This is a genomic window from Bacillus sp. FSL P2-0099, assembly GCF_038007445.1.
GTDB classification, from domain to species: domain Bacteria; phylum Bacillota; class Bacilli; order Bacillales; family Bacillaceae_G; genus Bacillus_A; species Bacillus_A mycoides.
The window spans coordinates 1,939,365-1,966,082 of sequence record NZ_JBBOXE010000001.1; the positions used below are offsets into that span (position 1 = coordinate 1,939,365).

29 protein-coding genes are annotated in these 26,718 nt (G+C 34.2%); 22 read left to right on the forward strand and 7 right to left on the reverse strand.

All coding sequences use genetic code 11. The annotated features are described in order from the left end of the window. Window positions 1–57 precede the first annotated feature (57 nt). From MKY90_RS09850 to MKY90_RS09880, 7 genes are all read left to right on the forward strand, one after another. Complete coding sequence (locus MKY90_RS09850) at window positions 58–1,899, forward strand: IucA/IucC family protein (protein WP_215552499.1); 1,842 nt, start codon at window positions 58–60, stop codon at window positions 1,897–1,899. Then, on the forward strand, window positions 1,886–3,124 hold the full coding sequence (locus MKY90_RS09855; RefSeq protein ID WP_063217769.1) for an AMP-binding protein: 1,239 nt from the start codon (window positions 1,886–1,888) through the stop codon (window positions 3,122–3,124). The genes MKY90_RS09850 and MKY90_RS09855 overlap by 14 nt, the downstream gene beginning before the upstream one ends. Next, a complete protein-coding gene (gene asbD / locus MKY90_RS09860) occupies window positions 3,121–3,396 on the forward strand; it encodes a petrobactin biosynthesis protein AsbD (protein WP_063217768.1) in 276 nt (91 codons plus the stop codon). Before MKY90_RS09855 ends, asbD begins: the two co-directional genes overlap by 4 nt. Before the next feature lie 24 nt (window positions 3,397–3,420). Beyond that, window positions 3,421–4,425, forward strand: a complete 1,005-nt coding sequence (locus tag MKY90_RS09865; protein ID WP_063217767.1) for a DUF6005 family protein — start codon at window positions 3,421–3,423, stop codon at window positions 4,423–4,425. A 14-nt stretch (window positions 4,426–4,439) separates the two neighbouring features. Then, window positions 4,440–5,282: a sugar phosphate isomerase/epimerase family protein gene (locus tag MKY90_RS09870; protein ID WP_002126948.1), complete on the forward strand. Its 843-nt coding sequence runs from the start codon at window positions 4,440–4,442 to the stop codon at window positions 5,280–5,282. A gap of 122 nt (window positions 5,283–5,404) precedes the next feature. Then, a complete protein-coding gene (locus MKY90_RS09875) occupies window positions 5,405–5,611 on the forward strand; it encodes an alpha/beta-type small acid-soluble spore protein (protein ID WP_000113539.1) in 207 nt (68 codons plus the stop codon). 217 nt (window positions 5,612–5,828) lie between these two features. Continuing rightward, window positions 5,829–7,079, forward strand: coding sequence for an MFS transporter (locus tag MKY90_RS09880; protein WP_215553109.1), 1,251 nt, complete (start codon window positions 5,829–5,831; stop codon window positions 7,077–7,079). A gap of 48 nt (window positions 7,080–7,127) precedes the next feature. On the opposite strand, the gene MKY90_RS09885 is transcribed toward MKY90_RS09880, so the two are convergent. Beyond that, complete coding sequence (locus MKY90_RS09885; protein ID WP_341091220.1) at window positions 7,128–7,745, reverse strand: LysE/ArgO family amino acid transporter; 618 nt, start codon at window positions 7,743–7,745, stop codon at window positions 7,128–7,130. A gap of 122 nt (window positions 7,746–7,867) precedes the next feature. Here MKY90_RS09885 and MKY90_RS09890 point away from each other — a divergent pair, with 122 nt between their 5' ends. Together MKY90_RS09890 and MKY90_RS09895 are read left to right on the forward strand one after the other, a co-directional pair. Next, window positions 7,868–9,310, forward strand: coding sequence for an aminotransferase-like domain-containing protein (locus tag MKY90_RS09890; RefSeq protein ID WP_002141371.1), 1,443 nt, complete (start codon window positions 7,868–7,870; stop codon window positions 9,308–9,310). A 12-nt stretch (window positions 9,311–9,322) separates the two neighbouring features. After that, complete coding sequence (locus MKY90_RS09895; RefSeq protein WP_002012388.1) at window positions 9,323–9,490, forward strand: DUF3933 family protein; 168 nt, start codon at window positions 9,323–9,325, stop codon at window positions 9,488–9,490. Window positions 9,491–9,585: 95 nt separating this feature from the next. Here the strand turns inward: MKY90_RS09895 and MKY90_RS09900 are convergent, their stop codons facing one another. Together MKY90_RS09900 and MKY90_RS09905 are read right to left on the reverse strand one after the other, a co-directional pair. Next, window positions 9,586–10,551 carry a patatin-like phospholipase family protein gene (locus tag MKY90_RS09900; protein WP_063217763.1) on the reverse strand — a complete coding sequence of 322 codons (966 nt, stop codon included), beginning with the start codon at window positions 10,549–10,551 and terminating at the stop codon, window positions 9,586–9,588. 82 nt (window positions 10,552–10,633) lie between these two features. Then, window positions 10,634–10,792 (reverse strand): YjcZ family sporulation protein, encoded by a 159-nt coding sequence (locus MKY90_RS09905; protein WP_000540422.1) that lies wholly within the window; start codon window positions 10,790–10,792, stop codon window positions 10,634–10,636. A gap of 224 nt (window positions 10,793–11,016) precedes the next feature. Between MKY90_RS09905 and MKY90_RS09910 the strand changes: the two genes are divergently transcribed. The 4 genes from MKY90_RS09910 (at window position 11,017) to MKY90_RS09925 (ending at window position 13,814) form a co-directional block, all read left to right on the forward strand. Next, a complete protein-coding gene (locus MKY90_RS09910) occupies window positions 11,017–11,769 on the forward strand; it encodes a YwqG family protein (RefSeq protein WP_061675422.1) in 753 nt (250 codons plus the stop codon). A gap of 145 nt (window positions 11,770–11,914) precedes the next feature. Next, window positions 11,915–13,075, forward strand: a complete 1,161-nt coding sequence (locus MKY90_RS09915; protein ID WP_002086115.1) for a transglutaminase domain-containing protein — start codon at window positions 11,915–11,917, stop codon at window positions 13,073–13,075. 103 nt (window positions 13,076–13,178) lie between these two features. Then, entirely contained in the window at window positions 13,179–13,376 is a 198-nt protein-coding gene (locus MKY90_RS09920; protein WP_002086113.1) for a DUF4083 domain-containing protein, read from the forward strand. Between the two features lie 30 nt (window positions 13,377–13,406). Next, complete coding sequence (locus tag MKY90_RS09925; RefSeq protein ID WP_341091224.1) at window positions 13,407–13,814, forward strand: NUDIX hydrolase; 408 nt, start codon at window positions 13,407–13,409, stop codon at window positions 13,812–13,814. Between the two features lie 98 nt (window positions 13,815–13,912). On the opposite strand, the gene nadE is transcribed toward MKY90_RS09925, so the two are convergent. Beyond that, window positions 13,913–14,731 (reverse strand): ammonia-dependent NAD(+) synthetase, encoded by an 819-nt coding sequence (gene nadE, locus MKY90_RS09930; RefSeq protein ID WP_002064947.1) that lies wholly within the window; start codon window positions 14,729–14,731, stop codon window positions 13,913–13,915. A 264-nt stretch (window positions 14,732–14,995) separates the two neighbouring features. Between nadE and MKY90_RS09935 the strand changes: the two genes are divergently transcribed. The 3 genes from MKY90_RS09935 to MKY90_RS09945 all read left to right on the forward strand — a co-directional run bounded on the left by MKY90_RS09935 (window position 14,996) and on the right by MKY90_RS09945 (window position 18,520). Beyond that, a complete protein-coding gene (locus tag MKY90_RS09935) occupies window positions 14,996–16,876 on the forward strand; it encodes an ABC transporter permease (protein WP_098168051.1) in 1,881 nt (626 codons plus the stop codon). A 119-nt stretch (window positions 16,877–16,995) separates the two neighbouring features. Next, window positions 16,996–17,283: an AbrB/MazE/SpoVT family DNA-binding domain-containing protein gene (locus MKY90_RS09940; protein WP_002012401.1), complete on the forward strand. Its 288-nt coding sequence runs from the start codon at window positions 16,996–16,998 to the stop codon at window positions 17,281–17,283. 286 nt (window positions 17,284–17,569) lie between these two features. Continuing rightward, entirely contained in the window at window positions 17,570–18,520 is a 951-nt protein-coding gene (locus MKY90_RS09945) for a serine protease (protein WP_341091227.1), read from the forward strand. Between the two features lie 40 nt (window positions 18,521–18,560). Here MKY90_RS09945 and MKY90_RS09950 read toward each other — a convergent pair whose 3' ends face one another. Next, window positions 18,561–18,869, reverse strand: coding sequence for an ArsR/SmtB family transcription factor (locus MKY90_RS09950; protein ID WP_002012403.1), 309 nt, complete (start codon window positions 18,867–18,869; stop codon window positions 18,561–18,563). 107 nt (window positions 18,870–18,976) lie between these two features. On the opposite strand from MKY90_RS09950, the gene MKY90_RS09955 reads away from it, so the two are divergent. After that, window positions 18,977–19,912 (forward strand): aldo/keto reductase, encoded by a 936-nt coding sequence (locus MKY90_RS09955; RefSeq protein ID WP_098168050.1) that lies wholly within the window; start codon window positions 18,977–18,979, stop codon window positions 19,910–19,912. Window positions 19,913–19,961: 49 nt separating this feature from the next. After that, complete coding sequence (locus tag MKY90_RS09960) at window positions 19,962–21,137, forward strand: MFS transporter (protein WP_098168049.1); 1,176 nt, start codon at window positions 19,962–19,964, stop codon at window positions 21,135–21,137. A gap of 184 nt (window positions 21,138–21,321) precedes the next feature. Here MKY90_RS09960 and MKY90_RS09970 read toward each other — a convergent pair whose 3' ends face one another. Further along, a complete protein-coding gene (locus MKY90_RS09970; protein ID WP_098168047.1) occupies window positions 21,322–21,546 on the reverse strand; it encodes a hypothetical protein in 225 nt (74 codons plus the stop codon). A gap of 84 nt (window positions 21,547–21,630) precedes the next feature. Next, window positions 21,631–21,978 carry a DUF4257 domain-containing protein gene (locus tag MKY90_RS09975; protein ID WP_000426320.1) on the reverse strand — a complete coding sequence of 116 codons (348 nt, stop codon included), beginning with the start codon at window positions 21,976–21,978 and terminating at the stop codon, window positions 21,631–21,633. A gap of 196 nt (window positions 21,979–22,174) precedes the next feature. Here MKY90_RS09975 and MKY90_RS09980 point away from each other — a divergent pair, with 196 nt between their 5' ends. The 4 genes from MKY90_RS09980 to MKY90_RS09995 all read left to right on the forward strand — a co-directional run bounded on the left by MKY90_RS09980 (window position 22,175) and on the right by MKY90_RS09995 (window position 26,595). After that, window positions 22,175–22,702 (forward strand): DinB family protein, encoded by a 528-nt coding sequence (locus MKY90_RS09980; RefSeq protein WP_341091230.1) that lies wholly within the window; start codon window positions 22,175–22,177, stop codon window positions 22,700–22,702. Between the two features lie 182 nt (window positions 22,703–22,884). After that, window positions 22,885–23,934, forward strand: coding sequence for a ribosome small subunit-dependent GTPase A (gene rsgA / locus MKY90_RS09985; protein WP_341091232.1), 1,050 nt, complete (start codon window positions 22,885–22,887; stop codon window positions 23,932–23,934). Between the two features lie 208 nt (window positions 23,935–24,142). Beyond that, window positions 24,143–26,125, forward strand: a complete 1,983-nt coding sequence (locus MKY90_RS09990; protein WP_002086101.1) for a methyl-accepting chemotaxis protein — start codon at window positions 24,143–24,145, stop codon at window positions 26,123–26,125. 164 nt (window positions 26,126–26,289) lie between these two features. Further along, on the forward strand, window positions 26,290–26,595 hold the full coding sequence (locus tag MKY90_RS09995; RefSeq protein ID WP_002012413.1) for a hypothetical protein: 306 nt from the start codon (window positions 26,290–26,292) through the stop codon (window positions 26,593–26,595). The last annotated feature ends 123 nt before the right edge of the window (window positions 26,596–26,718 follow it).

Below are 26,718 nucleotides of genomic sequence, written 5' to 3' on the forward strand. Positions count from 1 at the left end.
AATTTCACGTAATACAAATAATGGAATTTGATATTCCGTATTATAGCGGAGGGATTTATGAAAGAAGAAGTTTATCACATAAAAATATTGAAGGCACTCCAATCAAAAGAGTACATTTCAGTAAGAAGAAGAGTATTCCGGCAATTAGTAGAATCGTTAATTTATGAAGAAATCATTACGCCGATTCGTATACAAAAGGGAGAGCAAATACTTTTTATTATACAAGGTCTTGATGAAAAGGATCAAAATGTAATGTACCAATGCTATGGGCAAGAACGTATGACATTTGGGCGTATTTGTTTACATGACTCATTAATAATGAGAGTTCAAGATGAGGAAGAAGAAATACAATCAGTTTCACAATTTTTACAGGAGATTTTTCGGATTGTTCAAGTGGATCGAACAAAATTGGATTCTTTTATTCAAGAATTAGAACAAACAATCTTTAAAGATACGATTGCACAATATGAGAGAAGTTGTGAAGAAGACTATCTTGCGAAATCTTATGATGAGCTTGAAAGTCATTTAATAGATGGACACCCGTATCATCCTAGTTATAAAGCACGCATTGGGTTTCAATATCGTGATAATTTTCAATATGGATTTGAATTTATGCAACCAATGAAAATTATATGGATTGCAGTTCATGAGAAATATACGACTGTAGGATATGAAAGTGAAGAGAGTTATAACTGTACCTTTAAAGAAGAAATTGGTGAAAAGAAAATCGAAGAGTATATGGATCGTATTCGAACAATGGACTGTGATTCGAAGAAGTACATGTTTATACCTGTTCATCCTTGGCAGTGGGAGAACTTTATTATTCCGAATTATACTGACCATATACAGGGTAAATATATTATTTATTTAGGGAAATCAGAAGATGATTATTGCGCGCAGCAGTCGATGCGGACATTAAGAAATGTTACGAATCGAGAGAAACCATATGTAAAGTTATCAATGAATTTACTCAATACTTCAACTATCCGTACATTAAAACCACATTCGGTTGTGAGTGCACCTGCTATATCGAATTGGTTAAAAGATATAGTAAATCATGACCCTTATTTAAGGGATGAATCGCGTTTAATTTTGTTAAATGAATTTTCGAGTGTTACGTACGATACGAATAAAAAAGCTACGTATGGCTCATTAGGATGTATTTGGCGTGAAAGCGTTCACAAATATTTAGATAAGAAAGAAGAGGCAATCCCATTTAACGGTTTATATGCCAAGGGAAAAGATGGGACACCAACTATTGATTTGTGGTTAAAGAGATATGGAGTAGAAAGCTGGTTACAATTGCTTATTCAAAAAGCAATTATCCCAGTTGTACACCTCGTTGTAGAGCATGGAGTCGCATTAGAATCACATGGACAAAACATGATTTTAGTTCATGAAGAGGGAATACCAGTCCGTATTGCACTAAAAGATTTTCATGAAGGACTGGAGTTTTATCGTCCATTTTTGAAAGAACTCGAAAAATGTCCAGACTTTACTAAAATGCATAAAACATATGCGAATGGTCAAATGAATGATTTCTTTGAAATGGACCGTATTGAATGTTTACAAGAAATGGTTTTAGATGCGCTTTTCCTATTCAATCTAGGTGAACTGGCTTTCGTGCTGGCAGATGAGTATCAGTTGAAAGAGGAACAATTTTGGATCATTCTTGTTGAAGAAATAGAAGATCATTTTGAAAGATTTTCGCATTTGAAAGAACGTTTTGAAGCATTACAATTATATGCACCTACATTTCATGCAGAGCAATTAACGAAGCGTCGTTTATATATGGATGTGGAATCGCTTGTTCATGAAGTTCCAAATCCATTGTATAGAGCAAAGCAACTTACAATACAAAAATCAGTTGTTACAGGGGGAAATCATGCTAATCGTTAATAAACAAGAATTTAGCAAATATGATTTTGAATTGAGATTACAAGGTTACGAGGGAGTGGAACAATTTCAAGAAGCAGAAGGAAATAGATTTGCACTTTGTCTGAAAAATCCATTCGATATTATTACGCTTGTGTTTTTCCTAAAAGAAAAAAGAGCATCTGTACTACTTATTCATGAAGATACGCCAAAGGATACAGCTATTGAAATGGCAAAGCGCGCAAAGTGTACTGCACTTTTATACGGAGAAAGTAACGACTTTACAAAATTAGAAGTTCCAAATCTATTACAAGAAGAACCGTCTTTATTGCAGTATAGTTCAGGTACAACAGGAGAGCCAAAACTGATTCGTAGAGCATGGACGGAAATTGAAACAGAAATTGCTGCTTACAATGAAGCTTTAAAATGTGAAGAAGACGAAGTGCCAATTGTAATGGCTCCAGTTTCACATTCATACGGATTAATTTGTGGCACGTTATCAGCAATTACGAGAGGTAGTAAGCCTATAATCATTACAAATAAAAACCCTAAATTCGCATTAAATATAGTTCGTAATACCGAAAAACATATCATATACGCAGTACCACTTATGTTACATATTATGGGGAGTTTTCCACAAGGGACTTTTCAGTTTCATAAAATTATGACATCAGGATCACCTTTGCCAGAAACGCTATTTTATAAGTTAAAGGGCATGACGAAATACATGATGCAGCAGTACGGCTGTTCTGAAGCTGGTTGCATTAGTATATGTCATGCTATGGAAACACATTTGGATTTAGGAAAACCACTTCCTCATGTAAGTATTAACATAGGTTCAAATGAAGATGAACCTGAAGAAATCGTAGTGAAAATTGCTGAAAAGGAGATTTATACAAAAGATTTAGGTTATAGATCTGAGCAAGGCCTTCATTTCATGGGGCGAATAGATGATGTTATTAATGTGTCCGGTCTAAAGGTATTTCCTATAGAAGTGGAAGAAACGATACTTCGATTAGAAGGTATTCAGGAGGCGATTGTATACCGGGGCAAGCATCCTGTGATGGGAGAAATAGTAAAAGCGAAAGTAGTCGCTCGTATTGAACCAGTACAAATACGAGAATGGTGCATACAGCATTTACCGTCTTATAAAGTGCCACATGAAATTGAAAATGTAACAGAGATTCCGAAAAATAAAACAGGGAAAGTAAGTCGGAAGTTATTAGAGATGGGAGAGATAACAACATGAGTCGTGAAATGTTAAAAGAAGCAGTTTTAAGTATTATGAGAGAAAAAATGGAACTGAACAATGTAACGCATTTAGAAGAAACGATGCGTTTAAATCAAGATTTATATATAGATTCGGTAATGATGTTACAGCTTATAGTATACATAGAAATGGATTTAAAGCTATGCGTTCCAGAGGATGAGATAGACCCAAAGGCGTTTCTTACTGTAGGATCTTTGCTTGACTTTATGGAAGAGTTACAGCCGTTACACGAAATAAATGTGAATAACTAACCTTTTAGGAAAGTGGATGAGAGTATGACTTCAATTAAAGTTCACTGTTTAGTGAGTTGTTTTTGTGAAATTATAAAAAGGCGTAGCGATATAGATTTCCGTCCATTTTATTTCGGATTATGGGATGGAGATTTTGATATAACAGAAGGCGGGATTATTTCTTATCATTCCGAAAACATTAATCATGATAACTACTTACTTTGGTATGAAAAATTGTATGGCATTAAAGTGAACGAATGGTACGATCATTCAAAAGATAAAAGTAGCAATGTAGAAAAATTTTTAGAATTAGTAGAAAATAAGCCGGAAAATCGTTACGTAATTGTAATGGTTGATATGTCTTTATTGCCTGAGAGAGAAAATAAGTTTCATCAAAAACCGTTTCCGCATTACTTAATGATATCGAAGACAGAGAAAGAAGAGGAATGGTTCATGCTTGATCCTGATTTTCGCTGGGAAGGGAATATGGAAAGAGAAAAAGTGCTCCATTCTGTTAAAGACAACCCATTTGGTGGAGGCTATTTCATTGATATAGAAGGAATTCAGGAGCCAACACAAGAGATGGTAGAAAGTTATTTCATGGAAACATTCAAAAAAGATGATAATGAACTAACAATGGAATTAAAAAAATTAATAATAAAAATGGTAAATGAAGAGGATGGGTATTCACTTTCCGGGCTCGTAACGGCAGTAAAGCAAATACCCGTATTGGCAATACGTAAATATAGCTATGAACATGCCTTTGCATACTTCCGTGAAACTTTACAATATTCGGAGCAAGAATTTGATTATTGGTGTGATCGAGTGGAAGACATTGTACAAGGATTTACAAATGTACAGTACCGTGCTATTAAAATGGCAATGACAAATAATAAAGATATGTTATTACCAATTGTTGAGAAACTTGATGAAATGAATACAATTGAACTGCAGATTAAGGATGAACTAGAGAAACAGTTTCTGTTATGGAAAGAAATGATAACAAATCAGTCTTTCTTAACTAATACAAGTTCATTGAATTTAAGATAAGGGAGTTCAAACCAATGAAATATTCGCTATGTACAATTTCATTTCGCCATCAACTAATTTCATTTACTGATATTGTCCAATTTGCATACGAAAACGGTTTTGAAGGAATTGAGTTGTGGGGGACCCATGCACAAAATTTATATATGCAAGAGCGTGAAACGACAGAACGAGAAATAGATTATTTAAAGGATAAAAATTTAGAAGTTACGATGATAAGTGATTACTTGGACATATCATTATTAGCGGATTTTCAAAAAACGATGGAAAAATGTGAACAGCTGGTAACACTAGCTAATTGGTTCAATACAAATAAAATTCGTACGTTTGCCGGGCAAAAAGGTAGTGAGGATTTCTCGGAACAAGAGAGAAAAGAGTATGTGGAGCGAATTCGCATGATTTGTGATCTATTTGCTCCGCATAATATGTATATACTATTAGAAACACATCCAAATACGTTAACGGATACTTTGCCGTCTACTTTGAAATTGTTAGAAGAAGTAAATCATCCATATTTAAAAATAAACCTTGATTTTCTTCATATATGGGAGTCTGGTGCAGACCCTGTAGATAGTTTTCATCGATTAAAGCCGTGGATACAACATTACCATTTTAAGAATATATCATCAGCGGAGTATTTACACGTGTTTGAACCAAATAATGTATATGCCGCTGCTGGAAGTCGTATAGGAATGGTTCCATTATTTGAAGGTATTGTAAACTATGATGAAATCATCCGGGAAGTGAGAGATACTGATCATTTTGCTTCGCTTGAATGGTTTGGGCATAATGCGAAAGATATATTGAAAGAAGAAATGAAAGCATTAACGAATAGAAAATTAGAAGTAGTAAGTTCATAAGGTGAAATGATGAAAGAGTCTCGTTTAGGAGACTCTTTTTTTATTTTATTAATAACCAAAAATTACCATGTATTTAATTTCGGATTTGATACAGTTTAATATATATAAGGAGGTGATCGGTAATGGCTAGAAATCGTAACGCTAATCAATTAGCATCACATGGAGCACAAGCAGCTCTAGATCAAATGAAATATGAAATTGCACAAGAGTTTGGTGTACAGCTTGGAGCTGATACTTCTTCACGTGCAAACGGTTCTGTAGGCGGTGAAATTACAAAACGCCTTGTAGCGATGGCAGAACAACAGCTTGGTGGCGGATATACTCGCTAAATGTAGAAGGTTATAGGAGAAAGGAAGGATTCTTCCTTTCTTTTTTATTTTCAATTAATTGGTATGGATATATTGTGAACAGGATTCAAAGAATAGGGGTAATGCTATATTTTACCCAATTTCTTTTGTTGTAAATGGAAAGTAGTAAAGATGAAATAGCCCTGGTGGAATGTAAACATAATTTCCAGCAGGGCTATTATATGGTAAGAAATATATGATGAAAGGTTCCGAAATCAACATGTTAAAAAAAGAAAACTGTTGTTTAATTGCACTTGCATCAGTTCCACTTGTTATGACGCTAGGTAATTCAATGCTTATTCCAATCCTGCCAACCATTGAAAAGAAATTACATATTTCATCTTTCCAAGTATCCATGATAATTACAATTTATTCTATCATTGCAATTATACTTATACCGATTGCTGGTTATTTATCAGATAGATGGGGACGAAAGATGGTAATGGTTCCAAGTTTATTAATTGCAGCTATTGGAGGAGCGATAACGGGATGGGTATCATGGAAAGTTGATAACCCTTATGTTTGGATTCTTATCGGAAGAGCAATTCAAGGGATAGGTGCTGCTGGTGCTATGCCAGTTGTCATACCATGTGTCGGTGATTTATACAAAGATGAAAAACAGGTTAGTGCAGGTTTAGGAATCATTGAGACGTCAAATACATTTGGAAAAGTATTGAGTCCCATATTAGGATCAGCTCTTGCAGCAATTGTATGGTTCTTACCATTTTGGGCGATTCCAGTTTTATGTGTAATATCGATTGTTTTACTACTGGTACTAGTAAAGGCGAAGAAACAAGAAGAAGAAGCCCCACCACTTAAGGAATTTATTCAATCTATTATCTCTACGTTTCGAGAAAAGGGAAGATGGTTAATTGCCATTTTTATACTAGGTGCAATTATTATGCTTATTTTATTCGGAATACTTTTTTATCTGTCAACTATACTGGAGTCGAAGTACGATATTCATGGTATATGGAAAGGGTGTGTACTCGCTATTCCTTTACTTGTACTATCACTTAGCTCATATATGGCTGGTAAAAAAATTGGAGATAAACAAGATATTATGAAAAAGTGTATCTATATTGGATTTTTACTGGCTGCTGCATCTGTCTTCTTACCTTTATTTCTAAAAGGAATCTATTTGCTACTTCTTTGTCTCGTTATTATGGGGGGAGGAATTGGTATGGCGTTACCATGTCTAGATGCTCTTATTACACAAGGGATTGAAAAAGAGCAGAGGGGGACAGTTACGTCATTTTATAGTTCAATGCGATTTATCGGTGTAGCAGCTGGACCACCCCTGTATTCTTTTTTTATGAAAGGGGCAGACCATGAAGTGTTTTATTTAACAAGCATCTTCGCTGCTATTGGTGCTGTCATAGCAATTATTTGGATTAAACCAGCAAAAGATAAAGTGATGTTAAAACAGAAACCGGAACCAACTTCATAATGCGAAAGAGAATTGCATGCCAATTACATAACATGCAATTCTCTTTAATTAGTTAGGAAAAATAACTTGTTTTAACATATAAAGTGCGACTCCCCATATGATTAGCCCTGAAATTTTATTTAATACTATAATCGTTTTTCCTGTCGAGTCAAATCCTTTAAGAAATTTTCCAGCAAAAGCTAAACTAATAAACCAGATCCAAGAAACTATAATTGTTGCAAAAGTGAAAGCCCATTTCTCACTTCCTATGTACTGTATAGAGTTTGTTCCGATTACACCAATTGTGTCTAAAATTGCGTGTGGATTTAGTAATGAAACTGATGCGGCGAAAATAATTTGATTTTTTAAAGGCATGCTTTTTTCTTGTTTTACATCATTTGAAGGATCGCTTCTCCAAATAACCCAGCCCATATACATAAGAAAGAAAAATCCAATCATATACAAGGTGGTTGTTAACCAAGAGAAAGTTAAGAGGACAAGGGAGACACCTTGTACAGCAATTAATATTAATAATGTATCACATATAGATGCAGTCAAGACTACAGGAGCAGCTCGCCAAATATTTGGTTGACTAGCGCCTTGGTTAAAGACGAAAATATTTTGGACACCTAATGGAATGATAAGACCAAATGCAAGGATGATACCGTGAATAATTGCTTCACTCATCAGATTACCTCCTACTTAATTTGATTAATTATGATAGTCTATATTGTATAGAAGAAATGAAAATTTGTATCCATCCATATGGTTGGATAGGTTACCAACCATAAAGTATGTGAGGTGAGATAATGGAAAGGCTCGTTTGGAAACCTAATATGTCTTCATCTGTTCCTTTGTATAAACAAATAGAATCTTATATAAAAGAGAGAATTGTTAATGGGGAATGGACAATTGGAACTAAATTACCTTCACAAAGAGATTTGGCGCATACGTTTGAAGTGAATCGAAGTACAATTGTAATGGCTTTCGATGAATTAGTAGCAAAAGGGTATGTTGAGGGGAATGGCCGGAAGGGAACAATTGTTATAAATAATAGTGAGAGTACTTCTACATATGCCCCGCCTCCAAACTGGCAGTCTTATGTAGAAACAGGACTTCATTATCCGAATCTTCCTGCTGTACAAGAGATTAATCAAGCTGAATTTACTCCCAATGTAATTCGATTAGGAACAGGTGAACTTTCACCGAGTCTCTTGCCTGAGAAAAAGATGAAGGGTATTATTAATAAAATTCTACAATCAAATGTTACACTTGGGTATGAGGAACCGAAAGGAAATCTCCATTTAAGAGAAAAAATTGCGGAATATTTAAAAGGGCATGGGGTATATGTATCTCCTGACTCTATTTTAATTGTTTCGGGAGCAATCCAAGCACTGCAACTTATTTCTATGGGGCTTCTTCCGAAAGGAGCGTCAATTTTATTAGAAAAACCATCATATTTATATTCGCTTAATGTATTTCAATCAGCAGGAATGCGCTTGATTGGAATACCAATGAATGAGAATGGTATAAATACTTCCTATATCACAAAATATAAGAAACAATTTAACGCATCTATTTTATATACAATCCCATCTTTTCATAATCCGACCAATTTTAGTATGAACGCTAAGAAGAGGGAAGAAGTGATGGAGATATGTAATGAAATTGGATTACCTATTATTGAGGACGCGGTATATCAAGATTTATGGTTCGATGCACCAGTTTCAAAGCCTTTAAAGGCATATGATAAAAATGGTATCGTGCTACATATTGGAAGTATGTCCAAAGTCATTAGTCCTGGTTTAAGAATTGGGTGGGTTGTTGGATCAGAATCAGTTATTCAAAGATTAGCAGATATAAAAATGCAAACTGATTATGGTTCAAGTTCTATATCCCAGCAGATTGCAGCGGAGTGGTTTGAAAATGGATTGTATGATGAACATTTACAGTTTGTAAGAAGTGAATTGAAAAAACGTAGAGATTTTATGATAAGTATGTTAGAAAAGTATTGTAGTGGCATTGCAACTTGGCATGAGCCAGTAGGAAGCTTTTACATTTGGCTACATATAAATCTACCAATTTCGAATCGTAGTTTATTTGAAAAAGCTTTACAAGAAAGGGTGTTGTTAAACCCAGGCACTTTGTATGATAGAAGTGCTAACCAATTTTTACGTCTTTCTTATTCCTATGCAACTGTAGAAGAAATTGAAGTTGGAATAAAAAAGATTGCGCAATTAATTAAAGGGTAAAAGGAGAAAACCATGAAACAATATGTGATTTGCCAAATTATCGATGGGGATAAATATTTAGCTGCTTATGCAGAGACAAAACAGGATGCAGTTGAAAAAGCAGAACTATTAGGATTAAGAACCGGAAACCGTTACATAGTAATTACCGCAGAAGAAGCTGAAGGGTTAACTTATCCTTAAATAATGGGAGAGTACATAAGAAGTAAATAAGCCTAATAATGTACTATATTATTAGGCTTATTTACTATTAAAGTGTGACAGGGAAAATAATATAATTATGAGTCAAGTTGACGGAAAAATCGATTGGTTTTGCGATCCTGATTTCCATTTCTATATTCATCAACATATTGTCTGAAGTTCCAAGATTGTAAAAACTTATTAGCTGCATTATAACCAGAGTTATAGAGCCATTCTTTCTCTTCTTTAGTTAGTTGAAAATTAGTACTGGTAATGCTTCCTGTTGGAATTGTAATAGTTCTAGCCTTTGATTCTTTATCTAAATGCCGTAAATCATGAGCTTGCATCATCGTTTTAAATAATCCTTTGAACATGGAAATAGGTTCGTCATAGTGGGCGGGATCAGCTTGAATCTCATCTTTTACAAAATGAAATCCAAAGGTAGGCCAGCGAGGAGAAGTCGGTGAATCGAAAATCCAAATTGGGTAATTACTTAAAATACCGCCGTCAACCATATAACAAGGCTGCTTCCATTTTGGTGTTCTCCATTTTACTGGCTCAAAGAAGAAAGGGATTGTACTACTCATTCTTACTGCTTTAGCGATAGAGAAGCGATAATTTAAAAATCCATAGTTTGGTAAGTCATCGGGAAAAATAACCATTTTACCATTGCTTATATCTGAAGCAATAATTTTGAGTTTATTCAAATCGGGTAAGTCTGTAAACAAATGAATTCCTTTTTTTCTAAGCAGGTCTTCTAGCCATTCTTCGAGAAATACATTTGAATAAATACCTAGAGTAGACCAAGCGCTTAATCCTTTACCAATAAAGGGGATTCTATCAAGAAAAGTTTTTTTAGTGAATTTTTCATAATCAATGTCTGTTACAATCGTTTTTAATTCGGAACAAGAATATCCTGCTGCTAGAAGAGCTGCAATAATAGCGCCGGCTGATGTTCCAGCTACGCGCTCCCATTCATATCCTTTTTCGGCTAACGCGCAAATTGCCCCCACATGCGCAATTCCGCGTACACCGCCTCCTTCAAAAACACCATCAATTTTCATTGAACATACTTCCTTTCTAAAAAATGAAAATGGAAAAAAAGCACGTATTGTACGTGCTTTTTTACAATAGTTTTTAAGTTTACTAGCAGCCTACGAAGCCGCCCCAACAGCTAGCGCCGATGATGATTAGAAGGATAAATAAAACGATTAATAAAGCGAAACCTCCATAACCACATCCACCACAACTACCGCCGTAACCGTAACCACCGCCGTAGCCGCCGCAACTATATCCGTAACCCATGTGGAATTCCTCCTTAAATTAAAAATAAAAATGAACGAGGGGAAAATGTACTGGAAGAAATAAAGAACTATCGTGTTTGTAGGAACAATGTATACTATGCTTTTTTAAACTTGTTCGCGTACGAGGGATAAGCCCGTTTTTTGGAGGGCTTGTTGATTTTACAATGAATGGAGTATAATCTTTGTGCTATGATACAAATAAGTATGTAAATGTAAGGAGAATTTATGGAAAAGAAAATTGAAATATTAATTGATAAATATGAACTAACACATTTGAAACAGGAACTTATTAATACTGTATTTCCTTGTGTAAAAGTTGTGCCAAAACAACAGGAAATAATTACGATAGGCAGTTCGAAAATGGGCGGAGTTCCTGATTTGCCAAATACATTTGAATATCCAACATACAAAGAGAATCCGTTACGTTTCATCGCACAATTTAATTTAAGTGATTTACAAAACGTTGGTATGGAACATAATCTTCCTAAGACAGGGATGTTATATTTCTTTAGTATTGAAAATTACTTTGAAGAAGATGTGGATCCAACCGAAGCCGGACGTGTACTTTATTATGATATCCCTGTAGAGCAATTACGTAGAGCAGATGAAATACAAGCGAAATATAACCAGTGTGCAATTAATTTTGAACTGACATATAAATTGCCAGAACTTTTCATTGAAGATGAGGCGGATTCGGATCGTTTCTTGCAATTACTTGAAGAGCTAATCCCAGACAACTATGATAATCATCAAATGTTTGGAGAACCATTCTCTGTACAAGATGAGGTATTGTACGAGACTGGACAATATATGGGGATAGATCCACAGCAAATGACGCTTTTATTCCAAATTGATTCAGATCATAAAAATTGTAATATGGTTTGGGGAGAATTAGGAATGCTATATTTCTGTATTGGTAATGAAGATTTGAAAAATCGACGTTTTGAAAATACATGTTGTGTGTTACAAACTTGTTAATGAAGAAGGTTGTTCTTGTAAAAAGAACAACCTTTTTACAATGTTAAATATGCATAATCTCATATGACCTATTTTGAAAAGTATTGTATACTCTGAAACTATACGATACTTTTTCGTATAGTTATAGAATGTAAGGAGTGACAAGATGGGAAAGACAAGTAAGTATGTGACAGCTGCCGCACTTTGTTCAACTATAGTAATGGGAGGCTTACAAGCGTCATCTGTATCTTATGCGGCTACGAATCCGACTACAGTGACAACACAATCAGATGCAAAGTTGTTAAATGATTTCAGAAAAGAATTAAAAAAACAGATTGATAATCGTGAAGAAAATATTACAATCGCATATAAAACAAAAGATAGAGATGCTAGAAAGATTATGGACCAATTGTACGGCGAGTTTAATAAAATGGTAGATGCTGATGAGTATGTAAAATATAATGTAGCATCTACTAGGTATTCTATAAAAGGGATGCCAGGGAATTATACGTTTACATTACAAGTGGAGTATCGTGAATCAAAAGAGCAAACACAGTATGTAAAGTCTCAGGCGAAAGCAATTGTAAATTCTATCATTAAACAAGGTATGGATGAACATGAGAAAGTAAAAGCTATTCATGATTACGTTGTAAAATATGTATCTTATGATACGTCTTATCAAGCGTATACAGCGTATGAAGCGTTAGCGAATCGTTCTGCAGTTTGCCAAGGATATACATTATTAACATATCAATTATTGCAAGAAGCAGGTATTCAAAATCATATTGTAACAGGTACAGGGAATGGACAAGCTCACGCATGGAATTTAGTGAACATTGATAACAAGTGGTACCATCTAGATACTACATTCGATGATCCAGTACCAGATAAAGCTGGGCGTGTAACATATTCCTATTTTAATATGTCTGACGAGCAATTAAGCAAAGACCACGAATGGGATCGTAGTAAATACCCAGCGGCAACTACAAGTTACTTTGGTGAATTAACAAACAAAATAAAATCCGGTAGTTCAAAAACTGCTGTATATGAACAAATGTTAAAAGAAACAAATTTAAAATACTTGTCTGCACAATATGGAGCGGAAAATTATAATGAATTTAAGCAAAAGTTACAGCAACAATTTGCTTCCAAGCCAGAAAAAGTAGAAGTACGATATAAGCAGTCAATGGATGGAACGATGCAAGATATAAAGAAAGTATTAAATGAAATAACTTGGCCAAAAGGTGCAAAGCGTGTATCTTATCAAGTTGCGCCATATAGTGCAATGACAGGTTATTCATTAGCGACAATTACATTTACGTATTAAGCAATGAAAAAGAGCATCTGTAAAAGGTGCTCTTTTTATTATGTATTACTTTAAAAAATCAGAATTATGGGATGAAATAAAAGAGGAAGGATGTAGAATCTAAATGAATTTGTTCGAAAGTAGTATTTTTACATTGATATATACTTGTTTAGTAATCGGACTTATCGTTTTGTTTTTCCTATCATTTACATTGTTTGTTAGAAGGTTATTGCAAAACAGCGCTGCAAAAAAACAACATGTGATTAATATGAATCAGAAGTTAGATCGGATTATTGAATTGCTTGAAAAAGATAAGAAATAGCGATAGAAGATGTATGAAAAGGGGAAGAAGATGGCTAATTATATAAAAGAATTACGTGAAAAAGTAGGGCATGATTATGTTATTTTGAATTTTGCAGGTGGTTGTGTATTTAATGAATTTGGTGAAGTGCTTCTACAAAAAAGAGGAGACTTTAATGCCTGGGGATTTCCAGGCGGTGCAATGGAAGTCGGGGAATCTGCGGCAGAAACTGCGATTCGAGAAATAAAAGAAGAAACAGGATATGATGTGGAAATTGATGAGCTCATTGGTGTGTATACGAAATATTTTCAAACATATCCGAATGGAGATCAGGCACAGGCAATTGTAATATTCTTTAAGTTTTCAATCGTTGGAGGGAATACAAAAATAGACGGTGATGAAACGTTAGATTTGCAGTTTTTTCCTTTAGACAAAATGCCGCCATTGTTTAATAAATAACATGAAGATTGCTTGCAGGATTTATTAGAGAAAAGAGTAGGGGTATATCGTTAACGTATAAAAAAGAAGCTAAATGAGATTAGCTTCTTTTTTATGTTCTATTTCCACCAATCATCAAACATTGACGCTGGTACTTGTCTTTTATGTTCACTCACTTTATAACGCTTCTCGATCTTTTCAGCAACGTCAGCTGGAACGGATTTACCTTCTAAATAGTCATCTAATTGATCGTAAGTAATGCCTAGCTCTGTTTCATCAGCTTGACCTGGTTTTTCATCTAATAAATCAGCTGTTGGCATTTTTAAGTAAAGTCGCTCGTCTGCACCTAATTCTTGTAATAAATCACGTCCTTGGCGTTTCGTTAATCCCGTTAATGGTAATAAATCTGCACCGCCATCTCCGAATTTTGTGAAGAAACCTGTTACAGCTTCAGCAGCATGATCAGTTCCGATAACGAGTAGCCCTTGTTGTCCGCCGATTGCGTATTGTGTAACCATACGGATACGCGCTTTAACGTTCCCTTTATTGAAATCTGTTAATGATTCGCCTAATAAGTTTTCGTATTGATTTGAGAAAGCATCAACTGTTGAAGCGATATCAAAAGCAACAGACTGATCAGCTTGAATAAATTGTAATGCTAATTGTGCATCATCTTCATCTTTTTGTACTTTGTATGGAAGACGTACGGAGATAAACGTTGCGTTACCACCTTCATTACGAACTTCTTCGACTGCAAGCTGTGCTAAACGTCCTGCCAGTGTAGAGTCTTGTCCGCCGCTAATTCCAAGTACAAATCCTTTTGCACCTGTAGTTTTTAAATAATCTTTTAAGAAATCAATTCGTTTACGAATTTCTACTTTCGGATCAATTACAGGCTGAACATGTAATGCTTTCATAATTTGTTCTTGTAATGTCATTATGTTTTCCTCCTATTCATATTAAAGCGGTAAATAAGTTTATATGTATATTGGTACATACTTCTATCCTTTATTATTTCGCAAAACTAACGAATATACAATAGGATGCGTGTATGAATGTAGTCATTATAATGAAACTGTTTTATATAAGCAATTGTTTAAAACCTTTCAATAATGTAAGGTTTTTGTCATTTGAATCGATGGAAGGTATTTCCGAACTTTACTAATATAAAAGTATAGTTAGTAGAAGGGCGGAGAAGTAGTATGAACATTAGAGAACTCGCATTTCGAAATGTAACGCGAAATAGACGAACATACTCAGCTTATTTTTTGAGTAGTGCATTTGCAATTATGGCCTTTTTTGTGTATTCATTTTTTGCGTTTCATCCGGCATTAAGTGCTGGAGAATTAGGACGGTACGTATTCGTAAGTATGTCTTTTGCGCAGTCTATTATTTACTTATTTACATTCTTCTTTATTTTATATTCAATGGGAATGTTTTTAAAAACGAGAAAGCGTGAACTAGGAATTTTAATGATGCTAGGTATGACGAAATATCAATTAAAGCGTCTTATCTTCTTTGAAAATATAATGATTGGAATAGGGGCAATAATTTTTGGGATTCTTTCAGGTATGTTGTTTTCAGGGATATTAATATTTGTAGCTCCGATGATATTAAAACTAGATATCTCTTTATCCTATTACATACCGATGAAAGCGATTGTTGTAACGAGTATTATGTTTTTCGTATTATTTATGATCATTTCATTGTTTAGTGCAGGAATGGTTCGTAAAAATAAAATTATGAAATTGTTTAGAGGATCAGCAGAGGCGAAGCCAGAACCGAAGGCATCTATAATTTCTTCTATATTAGCAGTAGTATTGCTTAGTGCTGGTTATGCAGGAGCTCTTATGTCACATGGTGCAATGGTATTTATAATGATGATTCCTGTTACAACGGTAGTAATTATTGGTACGTATTTGCTGTACAAGCAGTTGAGTGTCTTTATTATTCGATTATGTAAAAAAAGTAAACGTTTCTATTGGACACAGACAAATATTATTACTTTGTCAGATTTAGCATACCGTATGAGAGATAATGCAAGGATGTTCTTTATTGTAACGATTATTTCAACTGTAGCATTTTCAGCAATAGGTACATTGGTTGGGTTTGCTTCGATGACGAAAGAAATTATGGACAGACCAATTGCGTTTCACTATCAGTCTAAGCAAGATAATAGCAATGAGTCACAGCATCTGAAAATCATTGACGAAGGATTAAAGAAACATAATATAGCAGCTTCAAAAATAAATATTTCATCGAAAAAAACGGAGGAGCAGTCGTTAAGAAGCGCCATTTTTATAAAAGAATTAGATTATAAAGAATATGCAAAGTTAACAGGAGAACCATTTAATAGTGTATCAAATAAAGAGGCTTTATTTTTGTCAGTCGAAATACCCGGACCACCGATGAAAGAAAGAAAAGAAATTACTTTACCAAATATGAATGAACCTTTAAATGTGAAAAAAGTTAATACTTCTTCATTAAGTAAAATACTAAGAGGTAATGTGTATGTAATCTCTAAAAATCAATATGATTCATTACAAGATGGATTTAAAGAAGAAAAAGATTATATGTATAAAACACAATCCGCGAAAGATGAAATTGAGGTCGGTAAAGAGCTTACGAATCAGATTAAGCCTTATCAAGAACATGCAACGTTTAGTGCAGAAGAGTACGATCAAAATCAAAGTCTACAAATCGCAGGACCCATTTTATTTGTAGGTTTCTTTATTGGTATTGTATTTTTCGTTTGTGCAGGAAGCTTCCTTTACTTCCGTTTATTTTCAGATTTGGAGGACGATACTCGTTTATTTGAAATGATTCGAAAAGTTGGATTGACGAGAGGGGAATTATCGAAAGTAGTCACAATCCGCTTAGCGCTTTTATTCTTCGTTCCAGTTGGAGTTGCAACATTACACGGGGCAGTAGCATTAACTGCGTTAGGACAAATGTTTGAGTACTCACTGTTTAAAGAAAATACAATTGTATTAAGTATTTTCGTAGGTATTCAAGTTGTATACTTCTTAATTATAAGATCGCGTTATTTAAAACAATTGAAAGAAAGATTGAATATTCATTAAATGTGTTTTTTTAACTTTTGTACTATATTTTCTAAAAAGAGTAAGGCATTACCAAATATATAGTGATAAAATGAAAATAGCGAGGTGAAAAAAATAATAGAGAGTAAGGGGGGAGTAACATGAAAGCAACAGGAATTATTCGAAAAGTAGATGAATTGGGACGGATAGTTATTCCTAAAGAATTACGAGATGTATTAGGAATACAAATCAAATCACCACTTGAAATTTTTGTAGAAGAAGACAAAGTCATTTTACAAAAATATCAACCATACAATGCTTGTCAAATAACAGGTGATGTTTCAGATCAAAATATTTCATTAGCAAATGGAAACATTACTGTTAGTATAGAAGGCGCAAAACATGTAATAAAAGAAATTGAGCAGTTTTTGAACAAGAGTAAGATTTAGTCTTAATTTATCCCGCTATTTGTGGGAGTCGGGCTGTCCGTAAAAGCCCCCGATTGGTGAGGGCTAATAATCAGTGGAGATGAACAATCCCCCGCTGATTATAGTTTCACTTTATATTATTCTATTGAAAAACTGAAAAAGAAAAGGACCATAATAGGTCCTTTTCTTTTGTTTATTGAGAAACATTTGAGAGGAAGGGAAATGGAACGAATAAAACGAATGTTAAATCTAAACGCATTCAATAGTGGTCTGAAATGAAAATAATATATTTTCAGGAGGGATTACAATGAATAGTAGTACAGCGAATAAACAAAAAGGCATTAAATTGATTCCGTTTACTGTAAATAAAGTGGTTGAACAAGTAAATGAAATTCCACCAGGTGTACAATTGATTCATGCTCCGCAAGTATGGGAAAAGAGCGCGAAAGGAAAAGATATTGTCGTTGCTGTTTTAGATACAGGCTGTGATGTAAATCATGTAGATTTAAAAGATCGTATTATTGGTGGGAGAAATTTCACAAAAGATTATGAAGGAAATCCCAATATTTATCTTGATAATAATGGGCATGGTACTCATGTATCGGGGACAATTGCAGCGACTGAAAATGGTGTTGGTGTTTTAGGAGTCGCACCACTTGCTAAAATGTTAGTGTTAAAGGTTTTAGCGGGAGATGGTTCTGGGAGTTATGAGCAAATTATTGAGGCCATTCATTATGCAGTAAATTGGAGAGGGCCTAATAAAGAAAGAGTTAGAGTCATTTCAATGTCACTTGGTGGTCCGCAAGATGTACCAGAGTTACATGAAGCTATTCAAAATGCGGTAAAACAAGACGTACTTGTCGTGTGCGCTGCAGGAAATGATGGAGATTGTAACGATGATACGGAAGAATTAGATTTTCCAGGTGCTTATTCTGAAGTAATTGAAGTAGGTGCTGTTAATTTAGAGCGGAAAATTTCATGCTTTAGTAATTCAAATCAAGAAATTGATTTAGTAGCGCCGGGTGATGAAATACTGTCTACGTATCCAGAGGGGAAATATGCGGTATTAAGTGGTACTTCAATGGCGACGCCGCATGTCGCTGGGGCGCTAGCACTTCTCATAAAGCAGTGTGAGAGAGAGTATGGTAGAAAATTATCAGAGCTGGAAATATATGCGCAACTTATAAAAAGGACTGTACCTTTAGGGTATGAACGTACATCTGAAGGGAATGGATTAATAGATTTATTAAAAGAATAGTAATTACTAAAAAACATCTCATATAAATATGAGATGTTTTTTAGTATGGTTCTGTTGCATGTACTACAACATCTAATAAACCAGGGAATCTAGTATTTAAATCTTCTTCACGAATTGAAATGAAACGTTGCGTTCCCTCAAGTCGTGTAAACATAACACCAGATTCACGTAACACTTTGAAATGATGAGATAAAGTTGATTTCGCAATTGGAATGTTTAACGCACCACAAGATTGTTCATTTTTCTCTAGTAGCATAGTTACAATTTGTAAACGAATTTGATCGCTAAGTGCATATAAGACAGAAGAGAATTGAATTTCTTCTCGATTTGGATGATAGAGAGTACGCATTTTTTCACCTGCTTGTATAAGTTAATATATTTGCACTATAACATATAAAGTGGTATATTTCTATTGTTCGAATATAATCGAACAATAGAAATATAGGGGGGTAAAAAATGAAGTATACAAAATTGCAAAAGGCAGGACTAAATATTTCGAAGTTGGGGTTAGGAACAAACGCTGTTGGGGGATATAATTTATATGCTGATGTGAATGAGGAAGAAGGAAAAAGATTAATAGAAGAAGCAATTCGGCAAGGGATTACATTTTTTGATACAGCAGATTCGTACGGTTTCGGTAGATCAGAGGAATTGGTAGGAGAAGTATTAAAAGGAAAACGCCACGAGTTTGTACTTGCTACAAAAGGTGGAATTCAGCCGTTATTAAATGGAGAGGTTCATATTAATAATGAACGAAGCTATTTAAGAAATGCTGTGGAAAATAGCTTAAGAAGATTACAAACTGATTATATTGATTTATATTATTTACATTTTACAAATCCTGAAACAAGTTACATAGATTCAATTGGAGAGCTTACTCGCCTAAAAGAAGAAGGGAAAATTCGTTCAATTGGAATATCTAACGTAAATGTAGATCAACTAAAAGAGGCGAATCAGCACGGACATATAGATGTTGTACAATCACCGTATAATATGTTGGATCGTGCTGCTGGGGAAGAACTTTTGCCATATTGTATAGAATCAGGTATTTCATTTATTCCGTACGGGCCTCTTGCCTTTGGGATACTAGGCGGAAAATATACAGAAGATTTCAAATTGAGCGAAGGGGATTGGCGTCAAAGTGTAAATCTATTTGAAGAAAATACATATAAGAGTAACTTTAAGAAAGTTGAGAAGTTAAAAGGCTTATCTAAAGAAAAGAATCTCGAAGTATCGCATTTAGCTTTAGCGTGGTTATTAAACAAAAAAGGAATTGATACTGTTATTCCTGGTGGGAAACGAGCAGAGCAAATAAGAGAAAGTGTAAGAACGGTGGAAGTTTCATTGAATGAGAAGGTTATGAAAGAGATTGAATCTATATTAGAAGATTAGTTGAAAAGAGGGATAGGGCCCTCTTTTTATATAAAAGGAGAAGGTTTAAATGAAAAGAGTGCTAGCTGTATTCTTTACGATAATGTTTATGATTGGTACAGATACTTTCTTAATTTCACCACTTTTGCCGACATTACAACAGGTGTATCATGTATCAACTGAATTATCAGGATGGATGGTGAGTTCATATGCTTTAGGATACGCTGGATTTGCGCTTATCGCTGGTCCTATATCAGATGGCTTAAACAGAAAAAAAGTGATGGTATTAGGAATGAGTTTTTTTGCATTAAGTACATTTTTGTGTGGAATGGCACCGAGTTTTTTATGGATGCTAACATTTAGATTTTTAGCAGGTGTAAGTGCAGCTTTTGTATCTCCACAAGTGTGGGCATCTATTCCGCTCCTTATAGAGAAGAAGCAAATTGTAAAAGCAATTGGAATTGCAACAGCAGGGTTATCAATCTCTCAAATTTTAGGGCTACCAGTAGGGTCGTATTTAGCAATGATACACTATACTACACCATTCTTCATCATTGGTATATTATCAGCACTACTTGTCATTCTTATTTATGTAGTATTACCAGAAATACAACCGGTTCATATAGGTGGAAGTAAAACAAACATCTTAAAGCGCTATAAACAATTACTTACAGATTCAAAGGTTTCACTTTCTTATTTTGCATATTTTGTTTTTCAAACTGGTAATTTTGCTGCATTTTCATTTTTTGGTGTATGGCTTTCCATTCAATTTGGCTTACAAGTCCATGAAATAGGAACAGCTATGCTCGTATTAGGATTAGGAAATTTAACCGGTAACATTTTTGGGCCGAGAATCGTAAATAAAATTGGTTATAACCTTTCTTTCTATGGTGGAATTCTATTTACAGCAGTGCTATATGTCATACTTCCTCATTTAAAGAACATTATGTTTGTAGAGTTATTTTTCTTTGTTTTATTTTTTGTGACAGGAATTTTGTTTGTATTGATGATGGGGTGCTTACAAAATATGTCTAGTATAGCAAGAGGAACAGGAGCCGCTCTTGCTAATGCTTCTATGTATATTGGCCAAATGATTGGAGCGGCAATAGCAGGAATGTTATTTGCAGCATCTCACAATTTTATACTTGTAGGTAGTTTTACTGCGTTACTATATATAGGAGCTTTATTTTTGTTTAGAAAAAGTGAAAAGCTTAATGAAGATAGTGAAACAGGAATTGCATCATAAAGCCTTTAAAAATAAATCGGGGAAATTCAAAAAACAAAAAATCCCTAAAGAGATAGGGATTTATATATCGGCATATAGTTCCTTGGAAAAGGATATACTTAGTTTAACATATAGGAATACTTATATTTGTGAAATAGATGTGAAAGTAATGTGAAAAATGCCGTAATAAAAAGCACTGTTTTAGCTAAAACAGTGCTTTTCTCTTTGATTGAACAGTTGCTGCATTTTCATCATGTATGCCTGCATCATTAATAATTCGTTGTTTTGCTTTATTTAATAGATGGTTTACTGCTTCACCAAAATAGTTAGCTTCGCTTTTTGTGCGGGCTTCTCGTAAACATTTATAGTTTTCTAGCAGTTCCTCTTTTTCGGTGTTTGTTAAGAAATCTTCTATTTTCTTTTTTGTCATACGAAACACCCTTTCTTCTGACAAACGACGCAATAGAAAATATTTATTTTTTATTATAACAATAATTTTTAGAGAAAGTATAGACTAACGTCGTAATAGTTTGTCAATTTCTTGGATTTTCTCATCAGCTTTCCCAATTTGCGTATTTTTAGCCTGTTCACCACCAAGAGCTTGGTGAAGTAAAAACGTTTGACCGGAAATAGCGGTCACAATGGAGACTTTTATAATTTCTTTTATTAAGGTGACATCGAATAAAACGAGTCCAAGAAGTGCGGCGAGGCTACCTGTAAAAATATCAGTTAAAAATCCAAAATGAAAAAAAGTTTTTAAACGGCGTGGAAGCAATAACTTGCCTTGGTTATTGATCAGATGGGAAACGAAGCCAGTAATGCCACCAACGAGAACAGCGGTTAGCCATTGATACATTTCCATCGAATCCACTCCTTTTAGTGAATAAGATTCGATAATTTGATATTGATTCCTTTTAATATTTCATATAAGCATATTGAGAAAGTTTGTTTAGGTTTATTCCGTATTCAATTTAATTATAACAGAAAAATCTGATATATTTCAGTCTATTGTATGAAGCGGTTATTCCTTAATATGAATGTAGAAAGGGGTGCGTGATATGAATATAGATTATCGAATAAGAAGTGTAGATGGTTATACAAAAAATATAGGGGAATTAGTAAGCATGCTGGAACATACGAGGGCTGTAACATTACAGGGAATAAACGAGCTATCAGTTGAGCAATTAGATTTAATTATGCCGAGTGGAGGGAATTCCATCGGAGCGTTACTAAAGCATATAGCAGCTATTGAAAAAGCACATCAGCTTATTTCATTTCAAAAGCGTGACTTTACAAAAGAAGAATTAGAAATATGGGAAGATGCACTGTATTTAGGGGAAGCAGGGAAATCTATTCGTGGCTATGACATACCGTATTATGTACAACTTTTGCAAAAAGTGAGAGAAGAAACACTAAAGTGTTTGAGTGAACAGGATGACGAATGGCTAATGTCAGAAAGAAAGTGGCCTAATGGCGTAGCGTATAATCAGCACTACCTTTGGTTTCATGTGCTAGAAGATGAAATTAGTCATCGCGGACAAATTAAAATGCTAAAAAATAAGTTATTTGAAAATTACGTTAAATGAGGTAGCTTTTTAAATCAATATTCCATATAATGAGAGTAATTAAAATAAGAACGGGGTGATGTATTATGGCGAAATTAACTTATATGAATAATAAACCAAATACAAAGGTGGACGGAAAGGGCGATACTCTATAAGTGAGCGCACGATCCTTCCACTAAGTTCAAACTAGGGAGGATATCAATTTGGATCAAAATATTTTAGAATCTTTCGGATGGGATTCTTTTTTTGAAGAACAAGCTGTAGAGAACTATGAAGTAGGGCGTATTTTACTTGAGCATAAGCATATATATCGGATTATTTGTAATGATGGTGAATATGTAGCGGAACTGTCTGGGAAGTTTCGTCATGAAGCGTTAACGAAGGGAGATTATCCGGCAGTTGGGGATTGGGTATATATAAAGAAAATAGAAAATGAGAAAAAGGCAATTATTCACCGTATTTTTCCGAGAAGAAGTTCTTTTTCAAGACAAGAAGCTGGTAACAGAACTGAAGAACAAATTATCGCAACAAATGTAGATTATCTATTTTTAGTGAATGCACTTAACCATGATTTCAACGTAAGAAGGATGGAACGTTATTTGCTGGTGGCTTATGAGAGTGGTGCAATGCCTGTTATTGTTTTAACGAAGAGTAGTTTATGTGAAGATGTGGAACAGAAAATTGCAGAAACTGAAGCGGTAGCAATCGGTGTTCCTATATTTGTTGTTGATAGCTTAGTGTACGTCGGAATAGAATTATTGCAACAATTTGTTTCACCAGGAAAAACAATTGCTTTAGTTGGATCTTCAGGTGCAGGGAAATCTACTTTATTAAATGCATTAATAGGAACAGCTGTAGCAAAAACCGGAGATATACGTGAAGAAGATAGTAAAGGAAGGCATACGACAACTCACCGTGAATTGTTCCAATTACCGAGTGGCGGTTTAGTAATTGATACGCCTGGTATGAGGGAACTTCAGCTTTGGGAAGGAAGCACGGCAATTCAAACTACATTTTCCGATATTGAAGATCTTGCAAATACTTGCCGCTTTCGAGATTGTAAACATGAAGGTGAACCAGGATGTGCAGTGCGAAATGCTATAGATAACGGAACTATACCCGTAGAGCGCTTACTAAGCTATAAAAAGCTGCAAAGAGAATTGGCATATGTTATGAGAAAACAAAACATTACTCTGGCAAGGGAGGAACGAGATAGATGGAAGAAGATTTCTAAACAACATAAAAAAATGTAAAAAACCAAAGGACTATTCCTTTGGTTTTTTGTATTTGTAAATTTTATAATAATATTATTCATATATATAGACAAAGGGGGGATATTTGTTTAAACTTTACAAGGTGTTTATCAAAAACGAATTGTAAAAATAGAGGATAGGGAATGGGATATATTCATAATTGGTTATTTATCTTTAAAACTTAATATTTAAATGTAGGAGGTTTATAATGAGTAAACTGTTAAGGTGGTTTCGAGATATAAAAGTAGCAAAAAAGCTATTAATTTCATTTTTGATAATTTTAATTGCGGCTGTCTCTATTATTGGAGGAATGTCTTATCAAACGGCTAAAAAGAATTTTGAATCACAAATTACGAGTAGTGCTCACGATAATATAAAAATATTAGATAATTTAATCAATCAAATGATTGAGGCGAAATTTAACGAAGTAAATAACTTTGCACGAGTGATTCATAGTGATATGTATCAAGGAGATAATCAAGATGAATTAAGAAAGGTATTATCTCAATATATTAATTTAAATAAAGATATTGAACAAGTATATGTTGCCGGCAATGATAAGAAGTTTGTGCAAGAACCAAATATACAAATGGCAGCAGATTATGATCCAACAACTCGTTCTTGGTATAAAGATGCAGTGAGTAAACAAGGTGGAATCGTGGTCACTGAACCGTATAAGGCGAAAGGAAATGGACATATTGTCGTAACGATCGCAAAACAAACAGAAGATAAAAATGGTGTTGTTGCGGTAGATTTAAGTTTAGAGAATTTATTGAAAACAACAAAGTTAATCAATATTGGTAAAAAAGGATATACTTTCATTTTAGATGGAAAACAAAAAATAATTGCGCATCCTCAAGAAAAACCAGGAGATAAAGCAGCTGATTCTTGGGCAAAGAGAATTTACGAAGATAATCAAGGCACTTTTTCATACACGTATGATGGTAGTGAAAAGAAAATGGTATTTGCTACAAACTTAAAAACAGGTTGGAAAATCGGTGGAACGATGTACTCAAATGAAGTAATTGAAGCTGCTCAGCCTGTATTTTATAATATGTTAATTGTTATGCTTATTTCATTAGTTGTAGGAGGGGCACTTATTTATTTCGTAACTCTTTCTATTACAAAACCTTTAAAGAGATTAGTTGCCACTTCTAAAGAAATAAGTGAAGGAGATTTAACGCAAACAATTGAAATTAATTCAAACGATGAAATCGGTCAACTTGCAAAAGGTTTTAATGAAATGACAGATTCACTAAGAACGTTAATTGGAAGAATTAATACTTCAGCAGGGCATGTTGCAGCTGCATCTGAAGAGTTAACAGCAAGTGTGAGACAAGCGAGTGAAGCGACTGAACAAATTACATCAGCAATGGATGAAATATCAAGTGGTGCAACGACGCAAACAGCAAGCGTAGAAAATGGTGCTATGTTACTGTTTGATGTAACAGAAGGGATTCAGCATGTAGCAAATAGCTCATCATCTATTAATACTGCTTCTGCTCACACTCGCGAAAAAGCAGAAGATGGTGGAAAGCTAGTTGGAAAAACAGTAAATCAAATGCAATCTATTGCGGAATCTGTTTCACAGTCAGATGCTGTTATTCAGTTGTTGAATAACAAATCAAAGCAAATTGGTGATATTTTAGAAGTTATTCAAAATATTGCAGATCAGACAAATCTTCTAGCTTTAAATGCAGCAATTGAGGCTGCAAGAGCTGGTGAGCATGGAAGAGGCTTTGCAATTGTTGCTGATGAAGTACGAAAATTAGCAGAACAATCTAGTGTATCATCAAGTGAAATTAGTAAATTAATTTGTGAAATACAAGATGATATGAGTAAGACAGTAAAATCTATGAATAATGTAAATGAAGAAGTGCAATCTGGACTTGTTATCGCAAATGAAACAAAACAAAATTTCACTGAAATTTTACAATCTACAAATGAAATTGCTGACCAAATTAAAACGATGGTTGAAACAGCTAATGGGATGTCAAAAGGTGCAAATGAAGTATCTATTTCGGTTGGTCAAATTGCTATGACGGCACAAAATAATGCGACGAGTACACAAAGTGTTGCAGCGTCAGCTGAGGAGCAGTTAGCTTCTATGGAAGAAATTGGTTCCGCGGCTGGTACACTATCTCAAATGGCTGAAGAGTTACAAGTATTAATTGAAAGATTTAAAGTATAAAAAGGGGAGGCTGTCTCAAAATAGCATTAGTGCTATTAGAGACAGTCTTTTAGCTGATAAACGGATTAGAGGTTCAATGTATTTAATGTTTGTCGAAAAATAGAGGAATTTGTTAAGCGGGTGTATAATTAATATAATATAGACTACGTTTAAAGGAGATCAGTATGGGAGTGTATTGGGGAACGAAAAGACATTCTTGGCTTAGCTATGTCTCGTTTTGGTTAAGCATTTTATTCTTTGTTGCTTTTTTAATTGAAGTGTTTGTATTTAAAACACTTTCAAATAGCTCATTACAAATCGTTAAATACTTTTATTTTATATTTGTTCCATTAAATATCATTCTTAGTTTAAGGTTATTATTTAAGAAGAATGAAAAGAAAATATTACCGATTTTTAGTTTAATTGTATCACTATTATTTGCAAGTTTAATTATAGTGTTAGCATTAGCAGCTACAGGAAAAGTCTTATGAGGAGAGTGATATAAATTACTCTTCTTTTTTGTGGTTTTTTAAGAGTTATAAGTAGTGTGTAGGAAATAAGGAAAGTGATAAGTTATCAGTAAGAGGACGTACTAGTGAATAGAGAGTGAACTG

Coding starts and splice junctions, on each gene's coding strand:
- MKY90_RS09850 (WP_215552499.1), top strand. CDS start 58: ATGAAAGAAGAAGTTTATCACATAAAAATATTGAAGGCACTCCAATCA.
- MKY90_RS09855 (WP_063217769.1), top strand. CDS start 1,886: ATGCTAATCGTTAATAAACAAGAATTTAGCAAATATGATTTTGAATTG.
- asbD (WP_063217768.1), top strand. CDS start 3,121: ATGAGTCGTGAAATGTTAAAAGAAGCAGTTTTAAGTATTATGAGAGAA.
- MKY90_RS09865 (WP_063217767.1), top strand. CDS start 3,421: ATGACTTCAATTAAAGTTCACTGTTTAGTGAGTTGTTTTTGTGAAATT.
- MKY90_RS09870 (WP_002126948.1), top strand. CDS start 4,440: ATGAAATATTCGCTATGTACAATTTCATTTCGCCATCAACTAATTTCA.
- MKY90_RS09875 (WP_000113539.1), top strand. CDS start 5,405: ATGGCTAGAAATCGTAACGCTAATCAATTAGCATCACATGGAGCACAA.
- MKY90_RS09880 (WP_215553109.1), top strand. CDS start 5,829: ATGAAAGGTTCCGAAATCAACATGTTAAAAAAAGAAAACTGTTGTTTA.
- MKY90_RS09885 (WP_341091220.1), bottom strand. CDS start 7,745: ATGAGTGAAGCAATTATTCACGGTATCATCCTTGCATTTGGTCTTATC.
- MKY90_RS09890 (WP_002141371.1), top strand. CDS start 7,868: ATGGAAAGGCTCGTTTGGAAACCTAATATGTCTTCATCTGTTCCTTTG.
- MKY90_RS09895 (WP_002012388.1), top strand. CDS start 9,323: ATGAAACAATATGTGATTTGCCAAATTATCGATGGGGATAAATATTTA.
- MKY90_RS09900 (WP_063217763.1), bottom strand. CDS start 10,551: ATGAAAATTGATGGTGTTTTTGAAGGAGGCGGTGTACGCGGAATTGCG.
- MKY90_RS09905 (WP_000540422.1), bottom strand. CDS start 10,792: ATGGGTTACGGATATAGTTGCGGCGGCTACGGCGGTGGTTACGGTTAC.
- MKY90_RS09910 (WP_061675422.1), top strand. CDS start 11,017: ATGGAAAAGAAAATTGAAATATTAATTGATAAATATGAACTAACACAT.
- MKY90_RS09915 (WP_002086115.1), top strand. CDS start 11,915: ATGGGAAAGACAAGTAAGTATGTGACAGCTGCCGCACTTTGTTCAACT.
- MKY90_RS09920 (WP_002086113.1), top strand. CDS start 13,179: ATGAATTTGTTCGAAAGTAGTATTTTTACATTGATATATACTTGTTTA.
- MKY90_RS09925 (WP_341091224.1), top strand. CDS start 13,407: ATGGCTAATTATATAAAAGAATTACGTGAAAAAGTAGGGCATGATTAT.
- nadE (WP_002064947.1), bottom strand. CDS start 14,731: ATGACATTACAAGAACAAATTATGAAAGCATTACATGTTCAGCCTGTA.
- MKY90_RS09935 (WP_098168051.1), top strand. CDS start 14,996: ATGAACATTAGAGAACTCGCATTTCGAAATGTAACGCGAAATAGACGA.
- MKY90_RS09940 (WP_002012401.1), top strand. CDS start 16,996: ATGAAAGCAACAGGAATTATTCGAAAAGTAGATGAATTGGGACGGATA.
- MKY90_RS09945 (WP_341091227.1), top strand. CDS start 17,570: ATGAATAGTAGTACAGCGAATAAACAAAAAGGCATTAAATTGATTCCG.
- MKY90_RS09950 (WP_002012403.1), bottom strand. CDS start 18,869: ATGCGTACTCTCTATCATCCAAATCGAGAAGAAATTCAATTCTCTTCT.
- MKY90_RS09955 (WP_098168050.1), top strand. CDS start 18,977: ATGAAGTATACAAAATTGCAAAAGGCAGGACTAAATATTTCGAAGTTG.
- MKY90_RS09960 (WP_098168049.1), top strand. CDS start 19,962: ATGAAAAGAGTGCTAGCTGTATTCTTTACGATAATGTTTATGATTGGT.
- MKY90_RS09970 (WP_098168047.1), bottom strand. CDS start 21,546: ATGACAAAAAAGAAAATAGAAGATTTCTTAACAAACACCGAAAAAGAG.
- MKY90_RS09975 (WP_000426320.1), bottom strand. CDS start 21,978: ATGGAAATGTATCAATGGCTAACCGCTGTTCTCGTTGGTGGCATTACT.
- MKY90_RS09980 (WP_341091230.1), top strand. CDS start 22,175: ATGAATATAGATTATCGAATAAGAAGTGTAGATGGTTATACAAAAAAT.
- MKY90_RS09990 (WP_002086101.1), top strand. CDS start 24,143: ATGAGTAAACTGTTAAGGTGGTTTCGAGATATAAAAGTAGCAAAAAAG.
- MKY90_RS09995 (WP_002012413.1), top strand. CDS start 26,290: ATGGGAGTGTATTGGGGAACGAAAAGACATTCTTGGCTTAGCTATGTC.